At 70.9% G+C, this 21507-nt stretch carries 19 protein-coding genes and 1 pseudogene; 8 read left to right on the top strand and 12 right to left on the bottom strand.

Annotated features, from left to right (window positions below):
* Window positions 1–10: 10 nt before the first annotated feature.
* Window positions 11–2971 carry a hypothetical protein gene (locus D7W79_RS08225; RefSeq protein ID WP_147441844.1) on the bottom strand — a complete coding sequence of 987 codons (2961 nt, stop codon included), beginning with the start codon at window positions 2969–2971 and terminating at the stop codon, window positions 11–13.
* 144 nt (window positions 2972–3115) lie between these two features.
* On the opposite strand from D7W79_RS08225, the gene D7W79_RS08220 reads away from it, so the two are divergent.
* Window positions 3116–4825 carry a GTPase gene (locus tag D7W79_RS08220; RefSeq protein ID WP_120524787.1) on the top strand — a complete coding sequence of 570 codons (1710 nt, stop codon included), beginning with the start codon at window positions 3116–3118 and terminating at the stop codon, window positions 4823–4825.
* 225 nt (window positions 4826–5050) lie between these two features.
* Here the strand turns inward: D7W79_RS08220 and D7W79_RS46180 are convergent.
* Window positions 5051–5215: pseudogene (locus tag D7W79_RS46180) on the bottom strand (M23 family metallopeptidase); the annotation flags it as partial.
* Between the two features lie 617 nt (window positions 5216–5832).
* Between D7W79_RS46180 and D7W79_RS08210 the strand changes: the two are divergent.
* From D7W79_RS08210 to D7W79_RS08175, 7 genes are all read left to right on the top strand, one after another.
* Entirely contained in the window at window positions 5833–6471 is a 639-nt protein-coding gene (locus tag D7W79_RS08210) for a TetR/AcrR family transcriptional regulator (protein WP_120524786.1), read from the top strand.
* 16 nt (window positions 6472–6487) lie between these two features.
* Entirely contained in the window at window positions 6488–7387 is a 900-nt protein-coding gene (locus tag D7W79_RS08205; protein ID WP_120524785.1) for a sterol desaturase family protein, read from the top strand.
* A gap of 167 nt (window positions 7388–7554) precedes the next feature.
* Window positions 7555–9144 (top strand): glucose-6-phosphate isomerase, encoded by a 1590-nt coding sequence (locus D7W79_RS08200; protein ID WP_120524784.1) that lies wholly within the window; start codon window positions 7555–7557, stop codon window positions 9142–9144.
* Window positions 9145–9205: 61 nt separating this feature from the next.
* Window positions 9206–9427 carry a hypothetical protein gene (locus D7W79_RS08195; RefSeq protein WP_120524783.1) on the top strand — a complete coding sequence of 74 codons (222 nt, stop codon included), beginning with the start codon at window positions 9206–9208 and terminating at the stop codon, window positions 9425–9427.
* 990 nt (window positions 9428–10417) lie between these two features.
* Window positions 10418–10999: a class I SAM-dependent DNA methyltransferase gene (locus tag D7W79_RS08185; protein ID WP_120524782.1), complete on the top strand. Its 582-nt coding sequence runs from the start codon at window positions 10418–10420 to the stop codon at window positions 10997–10999.
* Window positions 11000–11055: 56 nt separating this feature from the next.
* Complete coding sequence (locus tag D7W79_RS08180) at window positions 11056–11826, top strand: SDR family NAD(P)-dependent oxidoreductase (protein ID WP_120524781.1); 771 nt, start codon at window positions 11056–11058, stop codon at window positions 11824–11826.
* A gap of 42 nt (window positions 11827–11868) precedes the next feature.
* Complete coding sequence (locus D7W79_RS08175) at window positions 11869–12396, top strand: hypothetical protein (RefSeq protein ID WP_120524780.1); 528 nt, start codon at window positions 11869–11871, stop codon at window positions 12394–12396.
* Here D7W79_RS08175 and D7W79_RS08170 read toward each other — a convergent pair.
* The 10 genes from D7W79_RS08170 to atpG form a co-directional block, all read right to left on the bottom strand.
* Window positions 12386–13417, bottom strand: a complete 1032-nt coding sequence (locus D7W79_RS08170) for a cytochrome d ubiquinol oxidase subunit II (RefSeq protein WP_120524779.1) — start codon at window positions 13415–13417, stop codon at window positions 12386–12388. The two genes, D7W79_RS08175 and D7W79_RS08170, sit on opposite strands and share 11 nt — an antisense overlap.
* Complete coding sequence (locus D7W79_RS08165; RefSeq protein WP_276375133.1) at window positions 13407–14747, bottom strand: cytochrome ubiquinol oxidase subunit I; 1341 nt, start codon at window positions 14745–14747, stop codon at window positions 13407–13409. Before D7W79_RS08165 ends, D7W79_RS08170 begins: the two co-directional genes overlap by 11 nt.
* Window positions 14748–14783: 36 nt before the next feature.
* Complete coding sequence (locus tag D7W79_RS08160) at window positions 14784–15296, bottom strand: hypothetical protein (protein ID WP_120524777.1); 513 nt, start codon at window positions 15294–15296, stop codon at window positions 14784–14786.
* Window positions 15293–15697 carry a phage holin family protein gene (locus D7W79_RS08155; RefSeq protein WP_120524776.1) on the bottom strand — a complete coding sequence of 135 codons (405 nt, stop codon included), beginning with the start codon at window positions 15695–15697 and terminating at the stop codon, window positions 15293–15295. Before D7W79_RS08155 ends, D7W79_RS08160 begins: the two co-directional genes overlap by 4 nt.
* A gap of 191 nt (window positions 15698–15888) precedes the next feature.
* Window positions 15889–16920 carry an ADP-ribosylglycohydrolase family protein gene (locus tag D7W79_RS08150; protein ID WP_120524775.1) on the bottom strand — a complete coding sequence of 344 codons (1032 nt, stop codon included), beginning with the start codon at window positions 16918–16920 and terminating at the stop codon, window positions 15889–15891.
* Between the two features lie 438 nt (window positions 16921–17358).
* Window positions 17359–17628 carry a hypothetical protein gene (locus D7W79_RS08145; RefSeq protein ID WP_120524774.1) on the bottom strand — a complete coding sequence of 90 codons (270 nt, stop codon included), beginning with the start codon at window positions 17626–17628 and terminating at the stop codon, window positions 17359–17361.
* A 138-nt stretch (window positions 17629–17766) separates the two neighbouring features.
* The gene (locus D7W79_RS08140) at window positions 17767–18171 is read right to left on the bottom strand and encodes a F0F1 ATP synthase subunit epsilon (RefSeq protein ID WP_120524773.1); all 405 of its coding nucleotides are present in this window, start codon (window positions 18169–18171) and stop codon (window positions 17767–17769) included.
* A gap of 29 nt (window positions 18172–18200) precedes the next feature.
* On the bottom strand, window positions 18201–18752 hold the full coding sequence (locus D7W79_RS08135) for a hypothetical protein (RefSeq protein ID WP_120524772.1): 552 nt from the start codon (window positions 18750–18752) through the stop codon (window positions 18201–18203).
* A 7-nt stretch (window positions 18753–18759) separates the two neighbouring features.
* The gene (atpD, locus tag D7W79_RS08130) at window positions 18760–20205 is read right to left on the bottom strand and encodes a F0F1 ATP synthase subunit beta (protein WP_120524771.1); all 1446 of its coding nucleotides are present in this window, start codon (window positions 20203–20205) and stop codon (window positions 18760–18762) included.
* A gap of 308 nt (window positions 20206–20513) precedes the next feature.
* Window positions 20514–21407, bottom strand: a complete 894-nt coding sequence (gene atpG / locus D7W79_RS08125) for an ATP synthase F1 subunit gamma (protein WP_120524770.1) — start codon at window positions 21405–21407, stop codon at window positions 20514–20516.
* Window positions 21408–21507: the final 100 nt, after the last annotated feature.

Here is a 21507-nt window from a genome sequence, read left to right as displayed (position 1 = left end):
CGGGAGATGCTCAAGGGATCGGCGTCAGCGGCAGCAGGACGAGCTCCTTGGGGTACTTCTCCGGGTCATCGGGTTTGCCCCAGGGGATCCGCACGTAGGACAGCCAGCGGCCGTCGGGCGACACCAGGGGGGCACGCACGCCGTAGGCCTCGGACTCCACGGGCAGCTTCCAGCACAGCCACGGGCGCACCGCCGTGCACAGCCACGGCGAGCGTTCGTTCGTCGGGGACAGCAACAGGAACCTGCCCTCCCCCAGGGACGCGGAGCCTCCGCCATTTCGCGCCGCGAGCGCCAGCTCCTCCACGGTGGGTGCACGCGTGCGCACAGGGCCCCCGTCCTCGGGGACTTCGATGAGCTGGAACTCCGGGGCCAGCTCGCCGAGCGAGAGGTCCGCGAACAACGAGGCCCGCGACGACAGCGGGAGGAGGTTGGGCATCCGCTCCGAACCGGGAATGGCGCGGCTTCCCACCGGGTAGCACATGCCGGGGGCGTACTCCGACTTCAGGAGCAGGTCCTCTCGCGGGAACGGGCGGTCCTGCCTGGCGACCACGGCCCCCCACTCGCGCGCCGCCGGGTCGTAGCAGCGCACCTGGGCGCCCTCCGGCTGGACCAGGCACAGGGTGCCATCCCTCCAGTACAACGTGGGCGTGCGCCATGGGGGGAGGGTGGGGACGAACGGCACCCGGCCGATGACCTCCGCCTTGCCCTTCATCGCCCCGACGCGCAGCGGAAGCGGAGGCGTGGCGGCCTTGAGCCGCTGCTGGAGGGCGCGCATGCCGTAGCGTCTGGCGCAGGCGCCTTCGGTCTTCAGCGAGCCATGCAGCTCCGGGTGGACCCCCTCCGCGAGCGCCCGCCGGGCGGAGATGGCCTCCAGCGCCGTGGAGAGACAGCCCATGCGGGAGATGCGCCCCTCGTCCTTGTTCATCACGTACGAGCTGTTGCGCGCGTCGTCATTCATCTTCACCAGCCGCGCGAAGGCGGCCAGGGCCTCGCGGGCAGGGGCGTCGTCGCGGGCGAGCAGCGCCTGGAGGCGGGCTTCGGTCTCCGGCGCCAGGTCCCAGCGCACCGCTCCGAACGCGCCCATGTTCGCGGCCAGCGTCAACACCGGGAAGCCGGGCACGCCCTCCATCCACAACGACAGACGTCCCGGCTCGCAGCGCATCTTCATGTCGCCTTCGGATGACTGACTGTCCCCGGCGACAACGACGGGGCTGCGGCTAAACTCCAGGCCCCCTGGCGCGGCCAGATTTTGATAGATGCGCACCGGGTCGCCGCTGCATCCAGGCAGAGAGTCGGCGTTGCCGTACGGCGGGACCCAGCGCTGCGTCTCCAGTTCGAAGGGGATGCGCGGGTCCTGGCCCAGGTCGCAGGAGATCCGCGCACGGAAGTCGCGTCCGGCGTCGCCCCACTTCAGCGAGGGCCCTTCCCAGGTCGGCTTCTGCATCACGACGTCCGTCCGCACCAGGCGCGGCGCCGTCGAAGCGAGCACGCGGGGCGCGACGTAGGGACCGAACTCCAGGGAGCGCACGACCAGCGTCCGGGTCTCGTCGTCCGAGTCCGCCTTGCCTGGAGCGGAACCGCGCATGTAGGCGACCCACCGGCCGTCCGGGGAGACGCGGGCCTCCGACAGTCGATTGAAGGTCTCATCCCCCTGCGGACCGTCCCAGCGGAGGGACCAGCACCCCAGGGGCCTGTGCGTTGAGCAGAACTGCTTGTTGTTCTCGTCCAGGATGAACCGGCCTTCGGCGAAGAGCCGGGAGCCGGTGGACGCGCGCATCGCCTTCTTCAGCTCCTCCGCTTCCGGCGCGCGAAGGCGCGGTGGACCGTCCACTTCAGGGACCTCCAAGACGACGGCCTCATGTTCCTGGCCGCGCCAGAACAGGACGGCCCGGGGCGACAGGCGCAGGACCGGCTCCCCGGGACGCCGGATGCTCCGGGTCCCCATGAGGATGTTCCCGGAGCACCCCTCGAATGAGGTCCAGGCGGCCTGCTCCCCCCGGTCCACGGGGACGGTCTTGCCCCAGCGCCGCGCCACGGGGTCGTAGCAGCGCATCCGCTTGCCGGTGTCCTGCTGCGCCACGCACAACCGTCCCTGGCGCCAGAACAGGTCCGAGTCCACTGGCGAGCCAGACTTGAACCGCCCCTGGGACGGCTGGACGTCGCCGAGCTCCTCGGGAGCGCCTGTCTCCAGCGGCGGCCGGTCTCCCTCCAGGTCCGGAGCCTGGAAATCGCGAGGAGGGGCGGGGAACGGTTCCGGCTCATCACCCGAGGCCAGGGCGACACGCTTCCGGGCGCGCTCGAGCGCGGCGGCCAGCGCCGCGACACTGTCCGCCTCCAGGTCCAGGTCACGACCGTACAGGCGGGCAGGAACGTCCTTGATCAGCAGGCCCAACTCCTCCAGCGCCCGGCGGGCCCCGGCGTCGTCGCGGACCAGCAGGGGCAGGAAGCGGGCTTCGCTGTCCCGGGACACCCGAAACTTCACGGAGGCGGAGGTGACGCCGACACCGATGGGCTCCAGCGCGAGCAGGGGGGCCTCGGGCACGCCTTCCACGGACAGCTCCAGCCGCTTCGCCTCACAGCGGACGCGGATGCGGGGGCGCGGGGGAGGCAGTGGAAGCTGGGTGCCAGGAGCGTCATCCATGATGCTGAACCGGCGCTCGACGTGTGAGCCGTCTGGCAGGGTCAACGTCTGGGTGATGACCGCCTCCGCGGACTTGCAACCCGGGATGGCCTGATTCACGTCCACGGTCTGGGAGACGGTGATGTCAGGGGTCTTGCCCGGCCCCAGGTCGCAGGCAGCGGACCCGGTGAGTGTGGAGGGAAGCGCCTTCGCCTCCGCGAAGGTCCGCGGCTCGGCGTCGAGGACCACGCCTGGCGACGGCGGTTCCGCGGCGAAGGCCCGGGTCGCGAACAGGAGCGGCGACACCGCCAGCAAAGACAGACACCACCCACGAATGTCACGAGAACGCATGCGTCCCGGACCGTAGCAGCAGGTCATCCCCCGCCGTCCAGGGCGGGGCCGGTGAACATGCGCCGCGGGCGAATGCACGCTGGCGCACCGTCACCGCTCATCCCGGTAGCCAGCACGCGCGCGCCGCGCCACGCTGGCCCTTCCGTGGACGACACCCGCCTTCCCGACCCCGAAGCCCTCCGCCCGCTGCTCACCGACGCTCTGTCGCTGCCCGCGCTGAAGCCCCATGGCCCGCGCCTGGAGCGGCTCTTGGAGGACTACGCGCGCGGCGTGGCCCGGAAGGACGCGCCGCTCGTCGTCGCGCTCGTGGGTGCCACCGGCGCGGGCAAGTCCACCCTGCTCAACGCCCTCTCCGGCCAGGCCCTCTCCCGCGAGGGCGTGGACCGCCCCACCAGCACCGTCTCCACCCTCTTCGCGCCGGAAGGCACGCCCACGGACGAGCTGGCCCGCACCGGCGCGCGCGTCGTGCGCTACACGCCCGGCCCGCAGGGGCTGTGGAGCGGCCAGGTCTTCATCGACACGCCGGACCTCAACAGCGTGGCCACCCAGCACCGCGACGTCGCACGCGCCGCGCTGGACAAGGCCGACGTGGCGCTCGTCGTCATGCACCGGGGCAGCGTCGCGGAGGCCACCCAGGTGGACTTCCTCGCCGAGTTCGCCCGCCGCCGCGCGCTCGTCTTCATCCTCAACTTCGCGGACGAGCTGTCCGCCGAATCGCGCGAAGCGCTGAAGTCTCAAATCCGCCGCGTGGCCACTCAGCACTACGGCCTGGCCGCGGAGGACGTGCCCGTCTTCGCCATCAGCGCGCGCGCCGCGAAGGACGGCCAGGACGTCTCCGGCGAGTTCGGTCCGCTCCTCTTCCACCTGCGCGGGCTGGCCACCCAGGCCGTCGCCGCGCGCGTGCGCCACACCAACGCGCTGGGCGCATTGGAGGAGCTCGCCTCCACCGTGCAGACGGCGCTCAACGACACGGACGCACTGCTCGCGAAGACGCGCACCGCGCTGGACGCGGGGCTCGCGCGCGCGGGCGAGGCACTCCAGGGGGACTTCGACGCGCGGCTGTCCCTGGCCCACGGGCACCTGGCATCGGAGGTGCGCCGGCAGGCCGCGGGACGCTTCTGGGGCCCCGCCGCGTGGGGACTGCGGCTGTCGTTGTGGGGCGCGTCCGGCATGGGCGCCGGCGCGCTGGTGGCCCGCCGCAGCCTGCCCGCGGGACTGGCGGTGGCGGCGGCCTCCACCGTGGTGGATGCCGTCAGGGACCGCACGCGCGCACGCGCCGCGGAGGTCGCGGTGGTGGAGCCCTTCGAGGACGACTTCCTCGCGGAGTCCGCCGCGCGCACCGCCCTGGCGGAGGCGCGCAGCGTGGCGCGCACGCAGGGGCTGGAGGCGGAGACCCTGGGAGTGCCGGACGTGGAGGCGATGCTGGCGGAGCTGCGCGTGGCCCGCGCGGGGGCCTGGCGCTACACGGCCTCCACCGCCGTCGCGGAGGCCGTGGCCCGCTGGTGGCGCACGGCCCGGTGGCTGGTGTTGCCGCTCATCAACCTGCCCCTGCTCGCGCTGCTGGCGCACGTGGGCTACCGCGTCGTGCGCGGCTACGTCGAAGGCCCCCTGTTGCCGTTGGAGTACTTCCTCAACGCGGGGGCCTTCTTCGGGCTGCTCGCGGGCGCCGGAGCGCTGCTCGCGTCAGCGAGTCTCGTCGGAGCCGCTCGCCATGCGGGCCGGGCGGGCCGGAGCCGTTTTGTCGAGGCCCTCGCCGCCCTGGGCGGGAGGCTGGGAGAGGCCGTCGATGATGGCCTTGGCACCGGGCGGCAGGCCGCGCGACGCATCCTGGAGCGGATTCGCGCTGTCGGGTGACATGGACATCACGGCCTGGCCGGGCATGTGGACGCCGCCGTTGGAGGCCATCATCGGCTGCGCGGAGTCCTTGCACAGCGGCGCCGACACCAGCGTCTCACGCACCGGATCCCCATAGCCCGCGATGCGCGCGGGCACGGAGGGGTTGTTCCACCCGGAGCCCTGCTCCTTGGCGACCTTGAAGTGCAGGTGCGCGCCGCACGCCCAGCCCGTCGCGCCGGAGAAGCCGATGAGCTGGCCCTCCTTCACGCGCTCGCCGGCCTTCACCACCACGGCGCTGAAGTGCAGGTACTGCGTTTCCAGCCCGTCGCCGTGCGAGATGACAACGTAGTTGGCCAGCGGCGCGAACTGCTCGCCGCATCCGCCCTGACGGCTGTCGCCGCGCGCCATGCGCACGACGCCGTCGTGCGACGCCACGATGGGCGTGCCTTCCGGCATGCGGAAGTCCCACGCGAACGTGTCGTTGTGCTGGTGGCTGCCAGTCTCATGTCCCTGGCTCACCGTGTAGATGCGACCACACGCGAACGGGACGCCCACCTCGGGCATGTTCGCGACCGCCTGAGCGGTGGAGGGGACAGCGGGAGCCGAAGCGAGGAGGGAGCCGACGAGAAGAGCGGAGATGTTCATATCGGGGCGGGCGGACAACCGGTGCAAGGGCTTGCGCTATTTCCCTGGGATTTTCGCTCAGTCCCGAACGGATCACTAGCAGGCGAGCCACGCCCCGCCCTGTCTCAAGGGGGCGAGTCTTCACCACACTCCAGAGGAGAAACAGTTCCAAAGCGTTGGAGCGCCTGCCTCCCCGCCTGCCCGGTTGGCAGGCCTCATGCTTCTAAAGCCTGTCCGCTCCAATCCCTGCCAGCCATCCGGAGGTAAAGACAGGCGCCTGCCTGCCCGGATGCCCCACGGGCAGGCCCGGAACGGACCTCACCGCGGGATCAGCCGGCGGCTTCCGCACCGCGTCAACAAAGTGACTGGTCACTTTTTAAGTGACGGGTTATCCTCCCCGCATGCCCCCGAAGTCCGCCCCCAAGAAGGCCGCGGTCCCGGCGCGCCGCACGCAGGCGGAGCGCCGTGAGACGACGCGCCGCAAGCTGCTGGACGCCACCATCGAGGCGCTGGTGGAGCAGGGCTACGCGCGGCTGACGACGGTGGAGGTGGCGAAGCGGGCGGGGGTGTCGCAGGGGGCGCTGTTCACGCACTTCGAGACGAAGGAGGAGCTGCTCGCGGTGGCGGTGGAGCACCTCTTCCCCCGCATCATCCAGGACTTCCTCGCGGGCGTGGGTGCGCGCCCGTCCGGGAAGGACCGGGTGGGGGCGGCGGTGGACATGCTGTGGGCCGCCTACCAGCGGCCGGAGCTGCAGGCCGCCATCGAGCTGTACGTCGCGGCGCGCACCGTCCCGGAGCTGCAGAACGCGCTGGCGGCGGTGGACGGCCCGCACCGCCAGAACCTGCACCGCGTGGCGCGCGAGCTGTTCCCGGACGTGGCCGCCACGCACCCGGACTTCGACGACGTGGTGGAGCTGGCGCTGGACGCGGTGCAGGGCGCGGCGGTGGGCGGCTCGGCGCGCCCGGAAGACCCCGCGCACCGCCGCATGCTGGACACGCTGGCGCGCTTCATGCGCGTCGCGTTCGCACCCAAGGACTGATTCGCAGGAGGTCATCATGGACATGGCACACATCCCCGACCTCATCACCCCGGCCATCCCGGTGTTCGTCATCACCGTCATCGCCGAGGCGCTCTGGGTGAAGAAGCTGCGTGAGGAACGCGGCGACAGCATCAAGGGCCACACGTGGAAGGACACGTTCGCCAGCATCTCCATGGGCCTGGGCAACGTGGCGGTGAACGTGTTCTGGAAGGGCGTGGCGTTCGCGGGCTACGCGGCGCTCTACCACCTGACGCCGCTGCGCCTGGGCCACGGGCTGCTGGCCTGGGTGCTGCTCTTCTTCCTGGAAGACCTCTGCTACTACGCCTTCCACCGCGTCCACCACGAGAGCCGCCTCTTCTGGGCGTCGCACGTGGTGCACCACTCCAGCCAGCACTACAACCTGTCCACGGCGCTGCGGCAGACGTGGACGCCGATGACGGGCTGGGTGTTCTGGGCGCCGCTGGCGCTGCTGGGCTTCTCCCCGGAGATGATCGTCACGCAGCAGGCGGTGAGCCTGCTGTACCAGTACTGGATCCACACGGAGGCCATCGACCGGCTGCCGCGTCCGGTGGAGTGGCTGTTCAACACGCCGTCGCACCACCGCGCGCACCACGCCTCCAACGCGGCCTACATCGACATCAACTACGCGGGCATCCTCATCATCTGGGACCGGCTCTTCGGCACGTTCGTCCCGGAGACCGAGCGCCCCATCTACGGGCTGACGAAGAACCTCACCACGCACAACCCGGTGCGCATCGCGTTCAACGAGTTCGCCGCCATCGCGAGGGACGCGGCCCGCCCCGGGCCCCTGAGCCAGCGGCTGGGCTACATCTTCCGCAACCCGGCATGGAAGCCCAAGGGGGCGCAGACGCCGGAAGTGACGCCTCCGGTGGAGGCCGCGCACCCGGCCCCCTGAGGCCCAGGCCTCCCGGCTGAACGACAGACGGGGCGGGAACCGACGTCCAGGCAACGTGGCGCGCGACATCCTTGCGTCCGCGCCGTGCGGGCCTTGCTACGGTGCGCCGCGACGGTTCTGGCGGGCGCCGCGCATGAGGTCGGCGCCCCTTGCAAGGGAGTCGGGTCATGACGGAGCGCGAGTTGTGGGAGCGGTACCAGCGGCACCTGTGCGTCGTCCCCTCGGTGGGGCTCACGCTGGACATCTCCCGCATGAACTTCGGCGCGGACTTCCTGGACGGGATGCGCTCGCGCATGGACGCGGCGTTCCAGGCCATGGACGCGCTGGAGAAGGGCGCCATCGCGAACCCGGATGAGAAGCGCCGCGTGGGCCACTACTGGCTGCGCGCCCCGGAGCTGGCGCCGGAAGCCGAGCTGAAGACGGCCATCACGGACATGCAGGCGCAGGTGGCCGCGTTCGCGAAGGACGTGCACGCGGGCAAGGTGAAGCCCGCGAAGGCGGCGAAGTTCACGCAGGTGCTGATTGTCGGCATCGGCGGTTCGGCGCTGGGCCCGCAGCTGGTCGCGGACGCGCTGGGCAGCGGCCGGGACGCGATGCAGGTGCACTTCCTGGACAACACGGATCCGGACGGGATGGACCGGGCGCTCAACGGCCTGGGCGAGCGGCTGGCGGAGACGCTCACCGTCGTCATCAGCAAGTCCGGCGGCACCAAGGAGACGCGCAACGGCATGCTGGAGGCGGAGGCCGCCTACAAGCAGCGCGGCCTGGACTTCGGCGCGCACGCGGTGGCGGTGACGGGCGACGGCAGCGAGCTGGACACCTACGCCAAGGGCCACAAGTGGCTGCGCACCTTCCCCATGTGGGACTGGGTTGGCGGGCGCACGTCGGTGATGTCCGCGGTGGGGCTGGTGCCGGCGCAGCTGCAGGGGCTGGACGTGGCCGGCTTCCTCTCGGGCGCGAAGGACATGGACGCGGCGACGCGCGTGCATGACGCGGCGGCGAACCCGGCGGCGCTGCTCGCGCTGATGTGGTTCCACGCGGGCGGCGGCAAGGGCCAGAAGGACATGGTCATCCTGCCGTACAAGGACCGGCTGATGCTGATGTCCAAGTACCTCCAGCAGCTGGTGATGGAGTCCTTGGGCAAGGAGCTGTCGCTGGACGGCAAGGTCGTGAACCAGGGCATCGCGGTCTACGGCAACAAGGGCTCCACGGATCAGCACGCGTACGTGCAGCAGCTGCGCGAGGGCGTGAACAACTTCTTCGTCACCTTCCTGGAGGTGCTGAAGGACCGGGACGGCAAGTCCCTGGCGGTGGAGGGTGAGAACACCAGCGGCGACTACCTGCTGGGGTTCCTGCTGGGCACGCGCCGGGCGCTGTTCGAGAAGGGCCGCGAGTCCATGACGCTCACCGTGCCGGACGTGAGCGCGCGCACGCTGGGGGCGCTGGTGGCCCTGTACGAGCGGGCGGTGGGCTTCTACGCGAGCCTCGTGAACATCAATGCCTATCACCAGCCGGGCGTGGAGGCGGGCAAGAAGGCCGCGGGCCGCGTGCTGGAGCTGCAGGGCAAGCTGCTGGCGAAGCTGAAGGCGGCGAAGGCGGAGGCGCGCTCGGCGGATCAGCTGGCGCAGGACATCGGCGCGGCGGACGAGGTGGAGACGGTGTTCAAGCTGCTGGAGCACCTGTCCGCCAACGGCGACCACGGCGTGAAGCGCACGGGTGGCGCGCGTCCGGCGGAGGCCCGCTTCCAGGCTGGCTGACACTGCATTGCCCGCGGGGGCGATGCCTGACGGTTCCAGGCCACGGCTAGCCTGGACCGTCATGGGCCGAGCACACGCGGTGGGGCTGTGGCTGTGCGTCCTGGGGAGCATGGCCGCGTGCCCGGAGGTGCACCGTCCGGGAGGCAAGCTGGACCGGGCGGCGCACCGGGACACGTTGGAGCGGATTCCCAAACCCGCATGCAGTTCGGAGGACTACGAGCGCCTCTGTCCCGACGACGCCGAGCCGACCGAGGAATGCATCGATCTGTGCGGTGGCCCATGACACGGCCCTGGCATGTTCCCTTGAGCCTGGCGGCCTGCCTCGTGCTCCTGGCCCCTGCGGCCTTTCTTCTTCGGAGCGCCCGGGAAGCCCATGCCGCACCTGTCATGGAACCAGAGAGCCTGGTCCCCATGCTGGACTACGACGCGCGGATGCGGCGGGCCACCTACCATCAGACCTGTTCGGAGCAGACCGAGTGCGAGGCCCCTCTCGTCTGTTTCCACGACGGCCGCTTCCGGAGCTACTGCTCGGACAGCGCCTGCACGACCGACAGCCAGTGTCCGGAGGATCAACGCTGCAGGACCGTGATTGCCCCCAGGACAGGGGGGGGCCTGATCAGGCTCTGCCTCCTCGTCGGCATCCGGCATGAAGGCCAGCGCTGCCTGAGGACTCCCTTTGACGTCACCGCCGCCTGTACGGAGGGGCTCGAGTGCCGGGGCAGGGATGGCTACTGCGCCCGTCCCTGCACTCCAGGCCAGCCCGAGTCGTGTCCAGATGGCTTCTTCTGCGCGGACGTGAAGCCGACCCCTGCGTGTCTTCCCACCTGTGAGAAGCGAGGCTGTCCCCAGGGGGAGCGCTGCATCCCATTCAAGGAGGGCACCTCCATCTGCGCGTCCATCTACGGTCCGAACTGTCTGGACACCCCCTGCCCTGATGGCCGCAAATGCGAGGTGGTCTCGAACTCGGAGTTCCCGGGCAAGGTCTGGGCGGAATGCATTCAGCGTTGCTCCGCCACGAACCCGGCGTGCGGCGAAGGCCAGGTCTGCGACCACTACCACTGCCTCCAGGCCTGCGATCCCAACGAACCCAATCCCTGCGCCGAGGGCTACCACTGCGATCGGCGGAGCGAGAAGCTCCCGTGGTCCTGTCAGCCGGACACCTGGCGCGGCGGCTGACCGCCGTTGGACGCTCCGCCTGTCCCGAGCGCACGGGATGTAGCGGGCCCGTGCAGGCGCCATCCTGAGGGTTCGCATTTCCCCCAGGAGCCTCCCGATGGAACCGTCATCCGCCCTCCTGCCGACCCCTCCTCCGCATCCACGGGAAGCCGGGGATCCGTGGCGCTTCGATGCGCTGGGCTGCGTGCGCAGCCGCGACGACGTCACGCTGGCCTCGCTCCCCCGTGCCCGCTACCGCTCCGCCCTGGAGATTGGCGGCGGCATCGGCCTGCTCACGGAGAAGCTCCAGGCCCGCTGTGACGCCCTGCTCTCCCTGGAGTCCTCCGAGTCCGCCCAGGCCCGCGCCATCCACCGCTGCCGCCACCTGCCGAACGTGCGCTTCGAACGCATGGACGTGCCGGACCGCTACCCGGAACAGACCTTCGACCTCACCCTCGTGTCCGAGCGCGGCGCCTACTGGAACCTCCGCGAGCTGGCCCTCGTGCAGCAGCGCATCCTCGAACACCTGGAGCCCGGCGGGCACCTGGTCCTCGTCCACTGGACCGGCCAGACGCGCGACATGCACCTCAACGGCCACGAGGTCCACGACGCCTTCCGCCAGCTCGCCCCCAAGCACCTGCGCCACCTGCGCGGCGAGATGGAGGGCACGTACCGCCTGGACGTCTTCGAACGCCTCTGAACGCCCCGGTGAATCCCCTCCCCCACCCGGCCCGGGCTGGCGGTAGAAGGGACGGCATGGAACTCGGAATCACGGGGAAGACGGCGCTCGTCACCGGCAGCAGCCGGGGCATCGGGAAGGCCATCGCCATGGTGCTGTCGCGCGAGGGCGCCCGGGTGTGCGTGTGCGCGCGCCGCCTGGAGCCGCTGGAGGTCCTCGCGAAGGAGCTGCGCTCCGAGGGCGCCCAGGTGGCCACGGTGGTCGCGGACGTGGCCACGCAGGAGGGCGCGTACGCGGCGGTGGACGCCGCGGTGCGCGCCTTCGGCTCGCTGGACATCCTGGTGAACAACGTGGGCGGCAGCGGCGGCGCGGGCGCCTTCGACGCGGCCAGCACCCAGCAGTGGAACGACGTCCTCCAGCGCAACCTGATGTCCGCCGTGTGGTGCAGCCAGCGCGCGCTGATCGTCATGCGCCAGCGCGGCGGCGGCAGCATCGTGAACATCAGCTCCATCTTCGGCCGCGAGTACGCCACCAGCGCGCCCTACAGCGCCGCCAAGGCGGGCCTCATCGCGCTCACCAAGGAGATGGCCGTGGACCTGGCGTCCCACCGCATCCGCGTCAACGCCGTGGCCCCGGGCTCCATCTTCTTCCCCGGCGGCAGCTGGGACCGGCGCCAGCAGCACGACCCGGAGGCGGTGGCCAAGATGGTGCGCGAGCAGATTCCCTGGGGCCGCTTCGGCACGCCCGAGGAGGTGGCGGACGTGGTCGCCTTCCTGTGCTCGGAGCGGGCGAAGTGGGTGACGGGCGCCACCCTCCCCGTGGACGGCGGACAGGGCCGTGCCTACTAGGCCCCGTTGCGGTATGGAGTCCGCGCGAATGAGGGCCACGCATTGCTGAAGCTCTACAAGAAGGACGGCGACACCCTGCGCTACTGGGAGGCGTGGGAGCACGAGGGCGTCGTCACCGTGCACTGGGGCAGCGTGGGTGACGGCGGCGAGCAGAAGGCCGTCCCCGTCCCCCCGGACGAGGACCCCGACATGGTCATCGCTCAAGAGGCCGAGTCCCTGGTGGACGCCGGCTACGACGAGCCCGAGCCGGACGCCATGGCCGTGCTGCTCGTCGAGTACACGGTGCAGGGCAAGGGCACCGGCCACGACTTCGAGCAGCGCAACGCCGTGGAGGAGCTGCTCACGGACGCGCTCGGCTGGACGGGCAACGGCGAGGTGGAGGGCGGCGAGACGGAAGCCGGCGTCATGCGCGTGCACTGCCGCGTGATGGACCCCGACACCGCCGCGCGCACCGTGGTGGAGGCCCTGGACGCGGAGGAGCTGCTCGAAGGCGCCCGCGTGCTGGTGGCGCGGGGCGACGAGAAGCCCCGCGTCGTGCACCCGCCCCTGTTCCCCGTGCTCAAGTCGTAGGCGCTTCCGGAGCCCGGGGAGCCTGCCCCCGGGGCCCGAAGACGCGGAACAGCAGCACCAGCGACGGCACCACCAGCACCAGGCCCACCGCGAGCGCGACGAGCAGCAGCCGCTGCACCACCGGCTGCGCCGCCGCGCTCTGGAGCGTCAGGTGCGGGTAGACGAGGTAAGGCGCCTGCGACGCCGCCCACCCCAGCACGATGAGCCCGCCCTGCGTGGCCGCTGCCACCCGCGCGGCCCGGAAGCGCCGCGTCCACAGGAGCGCGAACGCCGTCACCGCCGCCACCGCGGTGCCCGCGTGCAGCGCCAGCGCGAACGGCGTCTGTAACAGGCCGGTCCACACGCGCGGCGCCCCCTCGCGCGATAGCAGCAGGGCGGCCAGGGCCAGCGGGAACAGCAGCCCACCCGTCACCAGCGCCCGGCGCCGGAAGTCCTCCGCCAGCTCGTGCGTCCGCGCCTCATGCGTGAGGTACACGGCCGCCAGGAACGCGAACAGCCCCAGCGTCAGCACGCCCACCGACAGCGCGAAGGGCGACAGCCACGACGCGAAGAAGCCGCTCACCACCGCGTGCCCCTGCATGCGGATGGCGTCGCTGGCCACCGCGCCCACGCACATGCCCAAAAGCAGCGGCGCCACCACGCTCGCGACGCTGAACACCACGCCCCAGCGGCGCTCCACCACGTCGCCGCGCGTGTCGTAGGCGCGGAAGGTGAACGCCGTGCCCCGGAACACGATGCCCAGCACCAGCAGCGTCAGGGGCACGTGCAGCGCCACGCTCAGCGCCGCGAAGGCACGAGGAAAGCCGCTGAACAGCAGCACCAGCCCGACGATGAGCCAGACGTGGTTCACCTCCCACACCGGGCCGATGGCGCGGGCGATGAGCGCGCGCTGCTCCGCCTTGCGCGGCCCGCGCGCGAGCAGGTCCCACACCCCGCCGCCGAAGTCCGCTCCGCCCAGGAGCGCGTACAGCACGAACGTGCCCGCCACCGCGAGCCCCAGCACCCACGTCTCAGTGGACATGGGCCACCTCGCCTTCCACGTCCGCGCCGGGCCCCTTGGGCAACGTTCCAGCCACCTGCCGCCAGAGCACGAACAGCACCGTCACCCCGAGGAACAGGTACACCGCCGTGAAGGTGAAGAACGGCGCGGCCAGGTGCGGCACCGGTGTCACCGCCGCGCCCGTGCGCATCACGTCCCGGACAATCCAGGGCTGCCGCCCCCACTCCGTGACGAGCCACCCCGCCTCCAGCGCCACCAGCCCCAGCGGCCCTGCCACGAGCCACGCGCGCATCATCCCCTTGCCGTGCGGCCACTCGCGGCCCCGCCACCTGCGCCACAGCGTCGCCAGCGCGAGCAGCGCCATCAGGCTCCCCGTGCCCACCATCACCTGGAAGGCCATGTGCACCTTGGCCACCGGCGGCCAGACGTCGCGGGGGAACTCCTCCAGCCCCTTCACCTCCGCGTTGGGATCAGCGAAGGCCAGGATGGAGAGCCCCCTGGGCAGGTCGATGGCGCCCGTCACCGTGCGCTTCTCCACGTCCGGCCACCCGCCCACCTTCAGGGGCGCGCCCGCCTCCGTGTGGAAGTGCGCCTCCATCGCGGCCAGCTTCACCGGCTGCGCGCGCGCCACATGCTTCGCGGACAGGTCCCCCACCAGCGGCTGCGCGAGCGCGGTGACGCACGCGAGCGGCAGCGCGACGGACAGCGCCTTCTTGTGGAAGGAAGCGCCCGGGTGCTTGAGCAGGATGAACGCGTGGATGCCCGCCATCGCGAACGCGCTGGCCTGATAGCAGGACAGGAGCACGTGCGCCGTCTGGTACTGCCAGCCGGGGCTGAACATCGCCACCAGCGGCTGCACGTCCGTGGGGCCCGCCGGCGTGGGCGTGAAGCCGGACGGGTTGTTCATGAACGTGTTCACCAGCGTGACGAAGAACGCGCTCGCCGCGCCGCTCACCGCCACCATCACGCCGCTGAACAGGTGCAGGCCCGGCGACACGCGCTCGCGGCCGTACAGGTAGATGCCCAGGAAGATGGCCTCGGTGAAGAAGGCCATGCCCTCCAGGCTGAAGGGCAGGCCAATCACTTCCCCGTAGCGGCCCATGAACTCCGGCCACAAGAGGCCCAGCTCGAACGAGAGTACCGTCCCGCTCACCGCCCCCACCGCGAAGAGGATGGCGGTGCCCTTGGCCAGCTTCTCGCTGAGCTTCCGGTAGTCCGCGTCCCCCGTGCGCCGGTGCTTCAGGTCGCTCAGCACCATCAGCACCGGCAACGCCACGCCAGCCGCCGCGAACACGATGTGGAACGCGAGCGACAGTCCCATCTGCGCGCGCGCATAGAGCAGGTCCGTCATGGACATCAGTCTGCTTTATGCGCGCATTTTACGCTTTCAGGATTTCTTATATTTCTCCACAGTCACCTTGTCCGCGGGGACCTTGGTGACGGTTCGCGAGGGGACCAGGGTCTGGATGGAGTTGCGGGCCACGGCGGTGGCGAGCGAGGTGGCGAAGATCATGACCACCTTGCGGCCCAGCTCGGCGCCCAGCGGCTTGTCCTCGATGCTGGTGGCCACGCGGTCCGGGTGCGCCCAGGCGCGCTCCAGGGCCCTGCGGCGCTGGCGGCGCACGCGCTCGTCGTGATGGCGGGCGCGGTAGATGGCGATGCCCACCCCCAGGCCCACCGCCACCAGGGCCGCGGCCCCCACGGTGACGAGCAGGTCCTTGTGCTGGTTGACGTGGTAGCGCACGTCCGTGGCGCGGGCGCGCCGGCGGTCCAGCTCCTCCAGGGTCAGCAGCAGCTCGTCGCGGATGCGGTCCGCGGTGTGCTCCACCTGCTCGCGGTCACCCATGCGTTTGGTGATGGCGTGCTCGGCGTGCGTTTCGGTCTCGGATGCCTGGCTCATTGGAGCGTCTCCCGGGTCATCTGAAGGTCCGTCTTCAAGCGCTCCTGGGTGTGCACCAGGGGCTTCTTGGGAATCCGCTTGGCGCCCAGGAACAGGAGGAGGCCGGCCACGGCCAGTAGCACCGCGCCCACGATGAGCACGCCCACCGCGTCCCCCAGCGGCAGCGCCAGGCCCAGCGCGACGAAGAGCACCGCCAGCGACGTGAGGGCGAGGACGGCGCCCGCGCCCAGGAAGATGCCCGCCAGCTTGGCTGCTTGCAGCTCCTGCTTCAGTTCCTTCTTGGCGTGCATCACCTCCGCCTTCACCAACAGGCGGGTTTCCGACAGCGCGTGCCGGATGAGTTCCGGGGTGGAGAGCGTCTCCAGCTGGCTGCGCTCCAGGCGTTCCGATTCGAGGTCCACGACCGTGCCTCCGACAGGATGACTTCACGGGAAACCACTGACGGCCGCCTGCTCGGCGTCCCAGCTGTCCCCGGTCTGTTCCTGAAGGTGGTCAGGAAGGGTGTGCGGGAGAAGTCCCGCCGCACAGCCCGGCCTCGTCCGGCTGCCTGCCTGGTACTCCCGCCCCGGCGGGATGGACCCGTGTCAGATGCCTAGCGGCGGGTCTTCTGGTGGGCGATCGCCGTGGCCAGCGTCTCGCGCACCTGGCGGGCCCGGAACAGCCGGTCCGCGGTGTCCAGCAGGTTCTCCGCGTACAGCACCTGCTTGCGCAGGCGGGCGGGAATCGCGCGGGTGCCCAGGTGCGCGCCCAGGAGGGCGCCCGTGAGCGCCGCGGCCACGTCCGCCTCGCCGCCACAGCGCAGTGTGAGGACCACGGCCTCGCGGAAGTCGTGCGGCACCTTGAGCGTCGCGTACAGCGACGTGAGCAGCACCGGCACCACGTGGCACGGCAGGCCGTCCACGCCCTTCAGTTCGCTGGGGGGCACGCCCACCTTGCGCAGCTGGTTGAGCGCGCGCTGGGTGTCCCAGGTGAGCAGGCGCGGCAGGTGGCGGATCTCCTCCGCCAGGTTCTTGTCGTGCACGGCGGCGGACAGCGCCAGGGCCTCGCAGAAGGCCGCGGGCGTGAGGGCCTCCTCCTCCATGCCCAGCGCCACCGCCTGCGCGAACGCGGCCGCGGCGGCGGCACAGACGGGGTCCTTGTGCGTGATGACGGTGAGCACGCCCGCGTCGTGCGGCAGGCGCGCGCGCTGACCGCTTTCGAAGAGGCCCACCACCAGCGCGCGGCTGAGCACCGACGGGCACTTCGTGCCCAGGGGCGCGCCCGCGCTCATCCACGGCGTGCCGCCCGACAGCCGCTGCAGCGCTTCGGACAGGCTGCGCGGCGGCTGCAGGATGATGCCCTCCTGCCACAGCCACGCCAGGTGCGCCGCCGCGCTGCGGCCGTCCACCTTGCCCTCGCGGATGACGCTCTCCGCGGACGCGAGCAGGAGCTGCGTGTCGTCGCTGAACTGGCCCTTGGCGAACTTGCCGCGCGGCCGGGGCGCGAAGTCCTCCGCCAGCCCGGGCAGCCGCGCCAGGCTCGCCGGGGGGATGCCCCTCAGCGGAAAGCCGAGCGCATCCCCGATGGCGAGCCCGAGAAATGCCGCATGGAACCTGTCCTGGCGGTCTGCGGGAGTCAGCGGCATCGGAGGGGCGGAGATTACCCGAGCCTCAGCCAAGGACGAGCACCGAGATGAACGCAGCGAGGGCGCGCGACGCGACGGCGGATCGATCATGGGGCCTTGACGTGCACGGAGCGGGTGCGGTGGAGCGCTGGACAAGAAAGGTCCCGCTGGATTGCACCGCGCGCGTCGCCACTGTCTGCCTCCTTCGCCGTAACAACGGCGCAACCGGGGGCGCGGTAGCTATCGCATCCCGCTGCGTTTCAGCAAGCAGGCGGGCCCGATGAAGCGCGCGAGCACGCGTCCGTGTCCAACTTCGAATGCTGCGCATGAACCGAAAGGGACGCACGGGTGGCCGCGCGTGGGTGCGCAAGGCGCCGTGCGCGTGCACTGCCCACGGGCTCAGGTGTTCACCTTGACGCGCGCGACTTCACTTCGTCCACGCGCGCGCCCGCGCGCTGATCACGAATCGTCGCGGCCCAGGTTGACCACCGCGAGCAGCCGCGCCACCACGGCCTCCGCGCCCTGGTACAGCCGCGTGCCGTCCCACAGCGCGGGGGACGTGTGGCCGCCGCGCTCGCGCCAGTCCTTCTCCACCTCTTCGTAGGTGAGGTTGCGGAAGCGCACGCGGTCCTCCAGCGCGTGGTCCGTGACGAAGCGGCGCGCGGTGGCGGACGGCGGATCCGCGATGCGGTGGAACAGTTCCAGGACGGGCGATTCAGGAGCGCTCATGACAGCGCCGCATCATGCGCCGTCCGGACCCCGGAACGCGAAAAGGGTGGAGCGCCCGTCCCCGTGCCCTGGGGACTTCGCGGCTCCACCCTTCCGGTGCTTCACGCGCGCCCGGTCAGGACGCGCGATGGAGGAGGCTCAGCGGGCCTCGGCGGCGCCGATGCGCGCGGCCTCGCGGCGCACCGCGGCCTGCTCCAGCGCGTAGCGCGCGTCCGCGGTGTTCAGGCCCTTGAGGCGCGCCTGGGCCTCTTCCATGCGGCGGCGGGCGCCCGCGACGTCGATGCCGGTGACGTGCTCGGCGGCGTCCGCCAGCACCAGCACCTTGTCGTTGCTCACCTCCACGAAGCCGCCGGCCACGAAGTAGCGGTCCTGCTTGCCCGCCTCGATGAGGGTGAGCGTGCCCGGCTCCACCAGCGACAGGAACGGCGTGTGGCCGGGACGCACGCCGAACAGGCCCTCTCCGCCCGGCACGATGGCCTCGTCGGCCTGCACGGACAGGATGCGCTTCTCGGGGGTGACGATCTCGACAGTCAGCTTGGCCATGAAGGTCCTCGTGCTACCGCACTACCGCATCAGAAAGTCAGCCGCTGGGTCTTCACGCCCACCGGCTCGAACTCCAACACCCCGGCGTCCGTCAGGCGGGGGCCCTTGCCCGGAATGCCCAGCGTGCCCTCCAGCCACTTGAGGTGGTGGGCCAGCTGCCGCACTTCCGACAGCTGCTTCGTCGTCATCAACTCCGTCAGCCGCCGCTCCTGGAGCTTCTGCCCGGTGCGGTCGAACTGGGCCGCCACCATCACCCGCGCCCACGCCAGGCTGCTGCCCTTCGTCTTCTTCTTGCCGGGGGGCGGCTTGCCCTTCTCCACCAGCGGGTAGAGCACCCAGACCTTCTCCCCGTCGTTGGAGGCGAAGTACAGGTCGTCCACCGTCCCCACGCACACGTCCGCCGACCAGAGGGCCCCGTTCTCCTTGAGCATCTCCAGCCGGCACCTGCCCACGCCCACGTCCACCGTGCGGACGCTGTACAGCCCGTTCGCGCTCACCCGTGCGCGGCTGGCGCGCTCCTCCGCCAGGGCGGAGGGAGCGGCACCACACAACAGCAGGGCGAGCGCGACGGTCAGACGCATGGGAGCTTTACGCCGCCGCCAGCTTGCGGGCCTTCTCCTGCGCCTCCTCGATGGAGCCGACCATGTAGAAGGCGGACTCCGGGAGGTCGTCGTGCTTGCCGTCCGCGATCTCCTTGAAGCTGCGGATGGTGTCCTGGAGCTTCACGTAGCGGCCGTCCAGGCCGGTGAAGACCTTGGCCACGAAGAACGGCTGGGACAGGAAGCGCTGGATCTTCCGGGCGCGCGCCACGGACAGCTTGTCCTCTTCGGACAGCTCGTCCATGCCGAGGATGGCGATGATGTCCTGGAGCTCCTTGTAGCGCTGCAGGATGCCCTGGATGCGGCGGGCCACGGCGTAGTGCTCGGCGCCCAGCACGTCCGCGGACAGGATGCGGCTGGTGGAGTCCAGCGGGTCCACGGCGGGGAAGATGGCGAGCTCCGCGATGGAGCGGTTGAGCACCGTGGTCGCGTCCAGGTGGGCGAACGCGGTGGCGGGCGCGGGGTCCGTCAGGTCGTCCGCGGGCACGTAGATGGCCTGCACGGAGGTGATGGAGCCCTTGGTGGTGGAGGTGATGCGCTCCTGCAGGCCGCCCATCTCCGTGGCGAGCGTGGGCTGGTAACCCACCGCGCTGGGGATGCGGCCCAGGAGGGCGGACACTTCCGAGCCGGCCTGGGTGAAGCGGAAGATGTTGTCCACGAAGAGGAGCACGTCACGGCCCTCCACGTCGCGGAAGTACTCCGCCATGGTCAGCGCGGAGAGGGCCACGCGGGCGCGGGCGCCGGGCGGCTCGTTCATCTGGCCGTACACGAGGACCGCCTGGCTCTTCTCCAGGTTGTCGGTCTGGATGACCTTGGTCTCCTGCATCTCGTGGTACAGGTCGTTGCCTTCACGGGTGCGCTCACCGACGCCGGCGAACACGGAGAAGCCGCCGCGCTCCACGGCCACGTTGCGGATGAGCTCCTGCAGGAGCACCGTCTTGCCCACGCCGGCGCCGCCGAACAGGCCGATCTTGCCGCCACGGGTGTAGGGGGCGAGCAGGTCGATGACCTTGATGCCGGTCTCGAACATCTGCACGCGCACGTCCTGCTCCGTGAACGGAGGGGGCGCGCGGTGGATGGGCCAGTACTCGGTGGCGTTCACCGGGCCCATCTCGTCCACCGGCTCGCCGGTGACGTTCATGATGCGGCCCAGGGTGGCCTTGCCCACCGGCACCTGGATGGGGGCGCCCGTGTTGCGCACCGGCATGCCGCGGCCCAGGCCCTCCGTGGAGTCCATGGCGATGCAGCGCACGGTGTTCTCACCCAGGTGCTGCGCGACCTCGATGGTGAGGTTGTCCTGCCCCGCGCCCAGGTTGGGGTTGGTCAGCTTGAGGGCGGCATACACCTCAGGGAGCCCGCCGGGCGGGAACTCCACGTCGACCACGGGGCCGAGAACCTGCGTGATCTTGCCAGTCGTCGGGACTTGAGCGCTCATGGGACTCCTCTGCCTTGTCTCGTGTGGCGAGCGGCCGGGGCGCCGCCGCCCGTCAGGAAATCGAACCCCGAAGAGGGGTGTGGGCGGGCCCCCTTTACCGGGGGGTGCCCGGCAGGGTCAAGCCTCCCGGGTCCGCGCACGTAAGTCCCGCTTAGCGGAGCGGTGTCCCGGGCGCCAGTCCCTTGCGGTTCTCTTGTGCTCCGCCTGCCCGGTGGGGGGCCTGGAACGACGAAGGGCCCGCGCTTCCGGCGCTCGTGTGAGCGCGAAGCAACGGGCCCTCCTGGGAGTACGACCGGGCGAAAGGCGGACTACTTGAGGGCCTCGGCGCCGGAGACGATCTCCATGAGCTCCTTGGTGATGACCGCCTGGCGGGTGCGGTTGTAGAGCAGGGTGTAGCTGGAGATCATGTCCGTGGCGTTGTTGGTGGCGTTCTCCATGGCGCTCATGCGCGCGCCCTGCTCGCTGGCCACGCTCTCCAGCAGCGCCCGGTACAGCTTGATGTTGACCGCCTGGGGCACCAGCCGGTCCAGCACGGCCTGGCGGGACGGCTCGTACTTGAAGTCCACCAGGGCCGGGGCCGCCGCGACGGTCTCCGCGGTGGGGGTGGCGGCCTTCACCGCGGCCGGCTGCAGCGGCAGCAGCTGCGACACGACCACGTTCTGGGTGATGGCGGAGACGAACTCGTTGTAGACGACGTAGACCGCGTCGACCTCGTCGTTGAGGAAGGCGGCGGCCAGCTCTTCCGCGACGTTGGCGGCGGAGCGGTAGTTGAGCGTCGCGTACAGGCCGGCGAAGTCCTTGCGGATGGACTGGCCGCGGTTGCGGAAGAAGTCGTTGCCCTTGCGGCCCACCGTGGAGACGCGCACCTGGAGGTTGCTGTTCTCGTACAGGTAGCGGCTGGCGCGGCGGATGACGTTGGAGTTGAAGCCGCCGGCGAGGCCGCGGTCGGACGTGAGGAGCAGCAGCTCCACGCGGCGGATGGGGCGGGAGGCGAGCAGCGGGTGCGCCAGCTCCTGGTCGGCGGAGCGCACGGCCAGCTCGGAGATGATCTGCTCCAGCGTCTGCGCGTACGGGCGGGCGGCGAGGATGGCGTCCTGCGCCTTCCGCAGCTTCGCGGCGGAGACCATCTTCATGGCCTTGGTGATCTGCCGCGTGTTCTTCACCGAGCGGATGCGCTTGCGGATATCGCGAAGGGACGCCATGGACCGGAAACTCCTCTGGGACGACGTGCGGCGCGCGCCCCGTGACAGCCCGGGCTGGCCATGAGGGACGGCGGGCCCCCTATATAGGCGGGGCGGGGGC

This window comes from Corallococcus exercitus (genome assembly GCF_003611585.1).
In the GTDB taxonomy this organism is placed as follows: Bacteria; Myxococcota; Myxococcia; order Myxococcales; family Myxococcaceae; genus Corallococcus; species Corallococcus exercitus.
The sequence above is the reverse complement of the archived record's forward strand: the minus strand, read 5'-3'. Positions and strand labels throughout refer to the sequence as shown.

Excerpts from the sequence above, each read along its gene's own strand:
- D7W79_RS08225 (WP_147441844.1), bottom strand. The coding sequence starts at position 2,971 with ATGCGTTCTCGTGACATTCGTGGGTGGTGTCTGTCTTTGCTGGCGGTG.
- D7W79_RS08210 (WP_120524786.1), top strand. The coding sequence starts at position 5,833 with ATGCCCCCGAAGTCCGCCCCCAAGAAGGCCGCGGTCCCGGCGCGCCGC.
- D7W79_RS08205 (WP_120524785.1), top strand. The coding sequence starts at position 6,488 with ATGGACATGGCACACATCCCCGACCTCATCACCCCGGCCATCCCGGTG.
- D7W79_RS08200 (WP_120524784.1), top strand. The coding sequence starts at position 7,555 with ATGACGGAGCGCGAGTTGTGGGAGCGGTACCAGCGGCACCTGTGCGTC.
- D7W79_RS08195 (WP_120524783.1), top strand. The coding sequence starts at position 9,206 with ATGGGCCGAGCACACGCGGTGGGGCTGTGGCTGTGCGTCCTGGGGAGC.
- D7W79_RS08185 (WP_120524782.1), top strand. The coding sequence starts at position 10,418 with ATGGAACCGTCATCCGCCCTCCTGCCGACCCCTCCTCCGCATCCACGG.
- D7W79_RS08180 (WP_120524781.1), top strand. The coding sequence starts at position 11,056 with ATGGAACTCGGAATCACGGGGAAGACGGCGCTCGTCACCGGCAGCAGC.
- D7W79_RS08170 (WP_120524779.1), bottom strand. The coding sequence starts at position 13,417 with ATGTCCACTGAGACGTGGGTGCTGGGGCTCGCGGTGGCGGGCACGTTC.
- D7W79_RS08165 (WP_276375133.1), bottom strand. The coding sequence starts at position 14,747 with ATGACGGACCTGCTCTATGCGCGCGCGCAGATGGGACTGTCGCTCGCG.
- D7W79_RS08160 (WP_120524777.1), bottom strand. The coding sequence starts at position 15,296 with ATGAGCCAGGCATCCGAGACCGAAACGCACGCCGAGCACGCCATCACC.
- D7W79_RS08150 (WP_120524775.1), bottom strand. The coding sequence starts at position 16,920 with ATGCCGCTGACTCCCGCAGACCGCCAGGACAGGTTCCATGCGGCATTT.
- D7W79_RS08145 (WP_120524774.1), bottom strand. The coding sequence starts at position 17,628 with ATGAGCGCTCCTGAATCGCCCGTCCTGGAACTGTTCCACCGCATCGCG.
- D7W79_RS08140 (WP_120524773.1), bottom strand. The coding sequence starts at position 18,171 with ATGGCCAAGCTGACTGTCGAGATCGTCACCCCCGAGAAGCGCATCCTG.
- D7W79_RS08135 (WP_120524772.1), bottom strand. The coding sequence starts at position 18,752 with ATGCGTCTGACCGTCGCGCTCGCCCTGCTGTTGTGTGGTGCCGCTCCC.
- atpD (WP_120524771.1), bottom strand. The coding sequence starts at position 20,205 with ATGAGCGCTCAAGTCCCGACGACTGGCAAGATCACGCAGGTTCTCGGC.
- atpG (WP_120524770.1), bottom strand. The coding sequence starts at position 21,407 with ATGGCGTCCCTTCGCGATATCCGCAAGCGCATCCGCTCGGTGAAGAAC.